The sequence below is a fragment of the Occallatibacter sp. FHG110214_02 genome (assembly GCF_059115385.1).
Window position 1 is genome coordinate 186013 of the sequence record NZ_JBZYWK010000008.1, and the last position, 6461, is coordinate 192473.

Annotated in this window: 7 protein-coding genes; 1 reads left to right on the forward strand and 6 read right to left on the reverse strand. The window is 60.5% G+C overall.

Going from position 1 to position 6461, the window contains the following annotated elements; genetic code table 11:
• Nucleotides 1-3 precede the first annotated feature (3 nt).
• Complete coding sequence (alr, locus tag AC5S3R_RS09910) at nucleotides 4-1179, forward strand: alanine racemase (protein ID WP_494266871.1); 1176 nt, start codon at nucleotides 4-6, stop codon at nucleotides 1177-1179.
• A gap of 430 nt (nucleotides 1180-1609) precedes the next feature.
• Here the strand turns inward: alr and AC5S3R_RS09915 are convergent, their stop codons facing one another.
• The 6 genes from AC5S3R_RS09915 to AC5S3R_RS09940 all read right to left on the reverse strand — a co-directional run.
• On the reverse strand, nucleotides 1610-2257 hold the full coding sequence (locus AC5S3R_RS09915) for a cytidylate kinase-like family protein (protein WP_494266872.1): 648 nt from the start codon (nucleotides 2255-2257) through the stop codon (nucleotides 1610-1612).
• A gap of 140 nt (nucleotides 2258-2397) precedes the next feature.
• Complete coding sequence (locus tag AC5S3R_RS09920) at nucleotides 2398-3984, reverse strand: DUF4097 family beta strand repeat-containing protein (RefSeq protein WP_494266873.1); 1587 nt, start codon at nucleotides 3982-3984, stop codon at nucleotides 2398-2400.
• Nucleotides 3981-4349: a hypothetical protein gene (locus AC5S3R_RS09925; protein ID WP_494266874.1), complete on the reverse strand. Its 369-nt coding sequence runs from the start codon at nucleotides 4347-4349 to the stop codon at nucleotides 3981-3983. Before AC5S3R_RS09925 ends, AC5S3R_RS09920 begins: the two co-directional genes overlap by 4 nt.
• Nucleotides 4346-5221, reverse strand: a complete 876-nt coding sequence (locus tag AC5S3R_RS09930) for a B-box zinc finger protein (protein WP_494266875.1) — start codon at nucleotides 5219-5221, stop codon at nucleotides 4346-4348. The genes AC5S3R_RS09925 and AC5S3R_RS09930 overlap by 4 nt, the downstream gene beginning before the upstream one ends.
• Entirely contained in the window at nucleotides 5209-6075 is an 867-nt protein-coding gene (locus AC5S3R_RS09935) for an anti-sigma factor (protein ID WP_494266876.1), read from the reverse strand. The genes AC5S3R_RS09930 and AC5S3R_RS09935 overlap by 13 nt, the downstream gene beginning before the upstream one ends.
• The coding region (locus tag AC5S3R_RS09940; protein WP_494266877.1) for an RNA polymerase sigma factor at nucleotides 6076-6461 on the reverse strand (386 nt) is incomplete at its 5' end.

Sequence of the window (6461 nt, forward strand, 5' to 3'; positions counted from 1 at the left end):
TTTATGAGACTGACTCCCTATCCCTGCTGGGCAGAAATCGACACTCACGCCCTTGAAGAGAACTACCGCACGCTCCGCGCCCTTGCTCCGGCAGGTGCGGATTGCATGGCTGTTGTTAAGGCCAATGCTTATGGGCACTCGCTGCGTGAGTGCGCGCTGGCTGCTGAACGTGCAGGTGCGCAGTGGCTGGCTGTTACCAGCGTGCAGGAGGCCATATTTGCGCGGCGGATGTGCCCGATGACACATGTGCTGGCTCTTGGAGGCGTGCTTCCCGGCCATGGCGCGGCTGTCATTCGGGAGCGCATCCGGCCGGTTATCTGGACCGTGCAGCACATTGAAGAACTTGAGCAGGCTGCGCGAGAGACCGGGCATGGTGCGGCTACGGTTGCTGTACATCTGGAGATTGATACCGGGATGAGCCGCCAGGGCGTGGGCCTTGAGGAGCTTCCGGCGATTCTTGCGCGCTTTACGGCGGACTCGCCGTTGCGTATTGAGGCAGTGATGACGCATTTCTACGCCAGCGATGAGTCGGACGGTGTGCGGTCGAACGAGCAATTGCGCAGGCTCTCAGAGGCGCTGCGCATTGTGACTGCCGAGCGGCCTGAGCATCTCAAGTACCTTAGCGCTGGCGCTTCCGCAGCGTTGCTTGGCAATGACGCGCCTCTTATTGCTTCGCTGGCGCGTGAGTTTCATCTAGAGCCGCTGTTGCGCATTGGGCTGGCTCTTTATGGAGTTGCACCGCGCATTACTCCACCCCTTGCGGATGCTCCGCAGCCGGCTCTCAAGCCGGTGCTGGCGTGGAAGACTCGCGTGGCGGGGCTGCGGCATGTTCCTGCTGGTGCGGAGGTTGGCTACAACGGCACCTTTACCGCTACAGAACCGATGCGGCTTGCGCTGCTGCCTGCGGGCTACGCGGACGGAATCAACCGAAAGCTTGGCAATCGCTTCTGCCTGCTTGTGCGGGGGCAGCGCGCGCCGATTGTTGGCCGCGTGAGCATGGACCACATTGTGCTGGATGTTACGGACATCTCCGGCGTGGAGGTTGGCGACGAGGTGCTGATTCTGGGCAGCCAGGGGGATGAGGTGATTTCCGCCTACGACCACGCTGAGGCTGTTGGCACCATTCCGTGGGAGATTTTTACCAGTATTGCTGCACGTGTCGAACGCATTTCAATTTGACACACCGATTGCTAGAATTGGCCCGGTAATGAACATCTGTGAACAATGCGGCTCAGGCTCTCGCGATAAGGATGGGGTCTGTCGCGGATGTGGCGCATCGCGTCCCTTAACGATCGCAGTAAGCGAAACGAACTCTTCAAGAAATAAAAAGGGGGCGGCTTTCGCAGCCTTTCCTCAAGCGATTCGTTTGGCGGGACTACCAGAAGTAGGACAAAAGAAAGTTTGGGCTGCGGTGCTACTTGCACTGATGCTCGGCCCTTTTGGCTTGCTCTACTGCACAACAACCGGCACAGTTGTTATGCTCATCTTCTACTTCATCCTGAATTGGTTCTTGGGAAGTGCAAGTCTTCTGATTGTGCTTCCTATTTGTGCTATCTGGGCATGGAGAGCTGCGCGAGAGTTATCCTCGCCTTTTGACTGAGAGCTCAAGCTATGAATTGACGGCCAAAAGCTTCTCGACTCCAGCAGCGGCACTGGCGGCGGCAATCATTGCGTCCATGCCCATCGAGGAATTCAGCATCAGGTGGTAGAGGCTTCGCGAGGCCCAGTCCTGGCCAAAGAACTGGCGGATTGCAGCGGCTCGGCGCTTGTCGTAGGCGACCAGGCGCTGATCGGCGTGCTGTGCTTCCGCTGGAAACTTCTTTGCAAACCAGTCGCGCTTTGCGGGCTGCGAGGCGTAGACGAAAACGTGAAAGGCTGCCGGGAAGTTTGCCAGCACGCACGCGGAGCCTCGGCCCACGATGACGCAATTGCCTGCCTGTGCGGCCTTTTCAATCTCCCGCTTCACCAGTGAGTACATCTTCGCGCAGTCAAAGACCTGCTCGTCGCAGGGGACGGTGCTGGAATACATCGACTCCTGCCAGAAGATGCGCCCGTAGCGGTAGTACCACGGGTCGAGCCGGTCGTCGAACTCAGCGGCTGTCTTTTCCGGCACGCCGCCGGCCCTGGCTGCGCTTGCCAGAAGCTCCTCATCCAGCAGCCGCCAGCCCAGATGCGCCGCAAGGTCATGCGCAAACTCACCGCCGCGCGAGCCGTACTCGCGTTCTACCGTAATCACACGGACAGATTGCTCGTTCATAGCGCCCCCCCTTTGCGCGGGAGCATACAACGAAACGAGCTCCAATTCCCACATAATTTTTCTGAGCAATCAAAAATGCCGCGCTGATTAGTCTCAATCAGCGCGGCATCCGTCTACCTGCTTCTTACTACAAATCTTGCCTACTGCGTTACGGCTTCCGCCGGGGTTTTGGATGGCTTGAGGTGTGGTGCGCTGGGCGGTACGGGAGCCCTGGGCGGTGCGGGAACCGCTGTGTTTGCCGCAGAGCCGCGCTTGATGCGCACATCGCCTACATCCGTTGTGAGCGTGACCTTTGCCTGCCCGGAGCCGAGAGAGAAGTTGACGGTTTTGTCGTCTCCGTCACCGAGAGAAGGCATTGGAAAATCGGAAATAATGTCGCCGTTGTGCGTATGGGCATTCACCGAGGCAGAAGCATTCTCCGGCAGCGTCAGCACCACGTCGCCGTGGCCGCTGCTGTTGTGCGCCTCCGCGTTGAAGTTCCCTGCCGGCTCAATCGTAATGTCGCCGTCGCGGTCGTCTACGTAGGTATCGCCGGTAACCTGCGTCAGGTCAATGTTCTTGGACCGCGTGGAGATACGCACGCCGCCATGCACCTCGGTTATGTTCAGGTCGTCATCGTTAAGCGTCATATCGCCCGGCAAATCGCCGAACTGAATATCTGTCTTCGAGGTGTGAATGTGCACGCCGCCCGTCAGGTTTTCAAGATGCGCTTCGCCGAAGATATCGCCGTTAACGGCAACCTTGCCGTGGACTTCCGAGAGCGTGAGGTCGCTGCAGCGGCCATCAGCGGTAATGTCGCCCGTCACATCATGCGCGGAGAAGTCGCCCTTGTCTGACGAAAAGTGGACCTGCACGGAGCCCTTGACCGTGCTGAGATGCACATCGCCGTGCCCGGCTGTAATGGTTGCGCCTGCATTGAGCCCGGCAGCGGTTACATCGCCACGGCTGGCATCGACGTTTACACTTGCGCCCCTAGGCACCACGACAGTCAGGTTGACGCGCCCCTGGTCATGGCCGTCGGACTTGATGACTACGTTGCCGCCACTCACGGTCACATGCGCGGTTTCGGCGGCGAAGATTTTCCTGGCCTCGTCATCAGAGTTGGCATAGGCAACCTGATGCGCCTGCACCTGCACGCTGGCCGTGTCGCCGCCGGAGATGCTCACATCGCCGCGCGGGTTCTGAATCTGAATCACGGCATTGGCCGGGACTGCGGCATTCAGCACCTGCTGGTCCTGGTCATGCTGGGGGCGGCCAAACATGTTGAAGAAGTCGCCGTGCTCGTTGTCCCAGTTGTTGCCGTTGAAGCCGTCCCAGTGGCGGTTAATCATGGCGGCAAAGATGCCGACGAAGGCCAGTAACACCAGCACGCCAACAAAGCCGCCGCCGCGACGCACCGGAACTTCACGCCGCTGGTCGAGCGCCCACTCCACCAGCAGGGCAATGCCCGCGCCGATGAGCAGAAGCGGCCACCACTTGCCGTACCACGCCCAGAACTGGCTGGCGTCAATCTTGCCCCACATCATGAGCAGGGCGATGACGCCAATGGCCACCAGGATGAGCGGACCGACGACGGAAGGCACGCGGGGAGCGTAGTAGCCGCCACGATATGCCTGGCGCTGCGCCTTGTAGGCGTCCCGCTGGGCGCGCCATGCGGCCTTTTGCTGCTCGCGGTAGGCCCGCCACTGCGTTCTTGGGTCAATCGGCGGCTGCTGAGGCGTGCTCATGACTGGCCTCCGCGCGGATTGATTTCATCACCATGCACGGGAACGATGGAAGTACCGGGCTCAGACGGCTGCGCGGGGGCAGGCGGCGCGGAAGGAACAGGGCCGCCCGGATAACCGCCTTGATAGCCACCCGGATAACCGGAACCAGCTCCGAAGCCGGACATGTATCCCGGCGGGGGCGGAGGCATGTCGTCCTGCGCGACTGCCGCACGCTCAGCCAGCGCGAGAACACCCCAGAGAATCAGGTAGAGCGGCCACGCGTGGCCCCAGCTCAGAAGATGCGCCTGGTCCAGCAGCGCGATTACGCCCGTTAACAGCAAAAACATGGGCCAGCGAAGACGGCTGATTAAAAACCAACGGTTCATTGCGAGCCTCCTTTTGAATCGTTCACACGCCGCAGAATCATCCACGCGCCAAGTGCAATCAGGATCAGCGGCCAGCTATAGTGCAGGATTCGCTCTGTCACATAGCCAAGCTGGTTGAGCAGAAAGAGCAGTCCAAGGCCAATGAGGATCACAGCTCCAATTGGCTCCCTGCGGCGCCAGTACGGCGGAGGCACAGGCGGAATGGGAGGAATTGGGGGAACCGGCGGTACGCCAAAGCCGGGGTGCGGCTCATACGGAATCTGCTGATAGGGCGACCATGCGCCGGTTCCCGGTGCGGGGTTCGGAGGCTCCGGGTCTACGCCAGGATTGACGCCAGGATTAACTCCCGGATTGACGCCAGGCTGGTACGGCCCCGGATTCGGATTTTGAAACGGTGCTCCCGGCTGCTGTGGGTGGTTACTCGGCCCCATGTTCAGCCAGTTGCCTACCTCGTTCAAACCGAACGGGTCAGGCAAAGGCAGGCCATCGCGGCGTGCACGTGCCGTGTGGTAGGCCTCGAACGACTGGTAGAAGACCCACGCCCCGATAAAGATCCCGAAGACTCCAAAATGGTCCGTGATGCTGATGAGCACCGCGAAGATTACGACATGGATGAGGCCCTTGAAAAACTGACCGTTGTACATGGCGCCCACACCGGGGATAAGGCCGAGCACAGCGGCGAGCGCCGGGTTCGGCGTGCCCGCGGGAGCTGCAAACGGGGGCACGGGAGGCACCGCTTGCCAGGCTGCTAAATCCTGCTCGCAGAGAATCTGCCCGGCGGGTCCCTTTCTTACGCATTGTGTGCAGAGCGGCTTGCCGCAGTTCTGGCAATAGGCAGCGGCAGGTACGCCGCTATGGTTTACGCAGTCCATTTTGCGCTCCTTTCCTCTTTCTTTACGGAGCCAAAGGTATGCGCGGCCTTCCCGTGCAAGTCCTTCCTGTGTGGTCCCAGGGCTGTCTCCAAATAATCGGCGCCATCGTAAGCCGGGGTAACCGACTGCCGGGGCGTCTCTTGTCTAGGGTCCACTCCGTTGCTGAGTCTGGACCCTCCATCTTTATGTCCGGGCTGCTGCTTTGACTCGCCGTTGGGCGATTGCTGGCCGTCCTCGGTAGAGCGGCGCAGTTCCCGCATGCGCGTCTGCACTTCGTACACCAGGCGCAGGTGGTCGTAATAGCGAATAAGCGGCGTGGAAGCCACGGCGATCTGCCGCTCCATGTAAGAGCGCACCGCCTGGGGCCTCAAATTCGCCATCTTCAGGTCCTTCAGCTTGATGCCGGTCAGGTTCAGCGTGAGGAAGATGGAGAAGAAGGCCATGGCCGCCGTCATCATCAGGCGCGGTTCGGCAAAACGGCGGACAAAGCCCATGAAGCCGGGCTTCTGCCATGCCTGCACGGGATACGCCATTGCGCCCGCGGCCACCGGCTGCATCTGCCCCGGCAAAGCGCCGAAGCCTGCAATCTGGCCTGAGTCCGTTTGCGCAAGAATCTTTTCCAGAAGGCCTTCCGGCATCTCCGGTTCAGTGGAAAGAAAGTCCAGCCACTCGCGCCCGCGCTTTGCCTCTTCATACAGGTCCTTGCAATAGGGGCACGATTCCTTATGGCTCTCAAAAAACTCCTGGTCTTCTGCTCGCAGCAAGCCGTCGAGCGCGTCGGCCAGCAGCGTCTCCCACTGTCCGCAGGCCGGGGAGGCCGGAATGTTTGCCGAAATGTGAGTCTGCTCCGACATTTACATCACCTCCCCTTTATTACGTTCCAGCAGCCGGGCCAGTTCTGCGCGTCCGCGGCTGATGCGGCTCTTGACCGTTCCCTCGGGAATGCCAAGAACCTGTGCAATCTCTTTGTAATCCATATCTTGCAGGTCGCGCAGGATGACCGCTTCGCGCAACTCCGTGGAAACCTTTGCCAGCGCCGCCTGCACCATCTTCTCCAGTTCCTTTTGTGCCGCCTGTTCATGCGGCGAGCGGTCCCGGCTCGTCAGCCGGTCCACCGGCTTGAGCTCCTCGCTCTCGTTCCAACCTTCGTCCAGCGACCCCGTAGCGCGCAAGTTCTTCGTCCTGCGGAAGTTGTCCACCAGCAGGTTGCGCGTCATGGTGGTAATCCAAACCTGCAGGC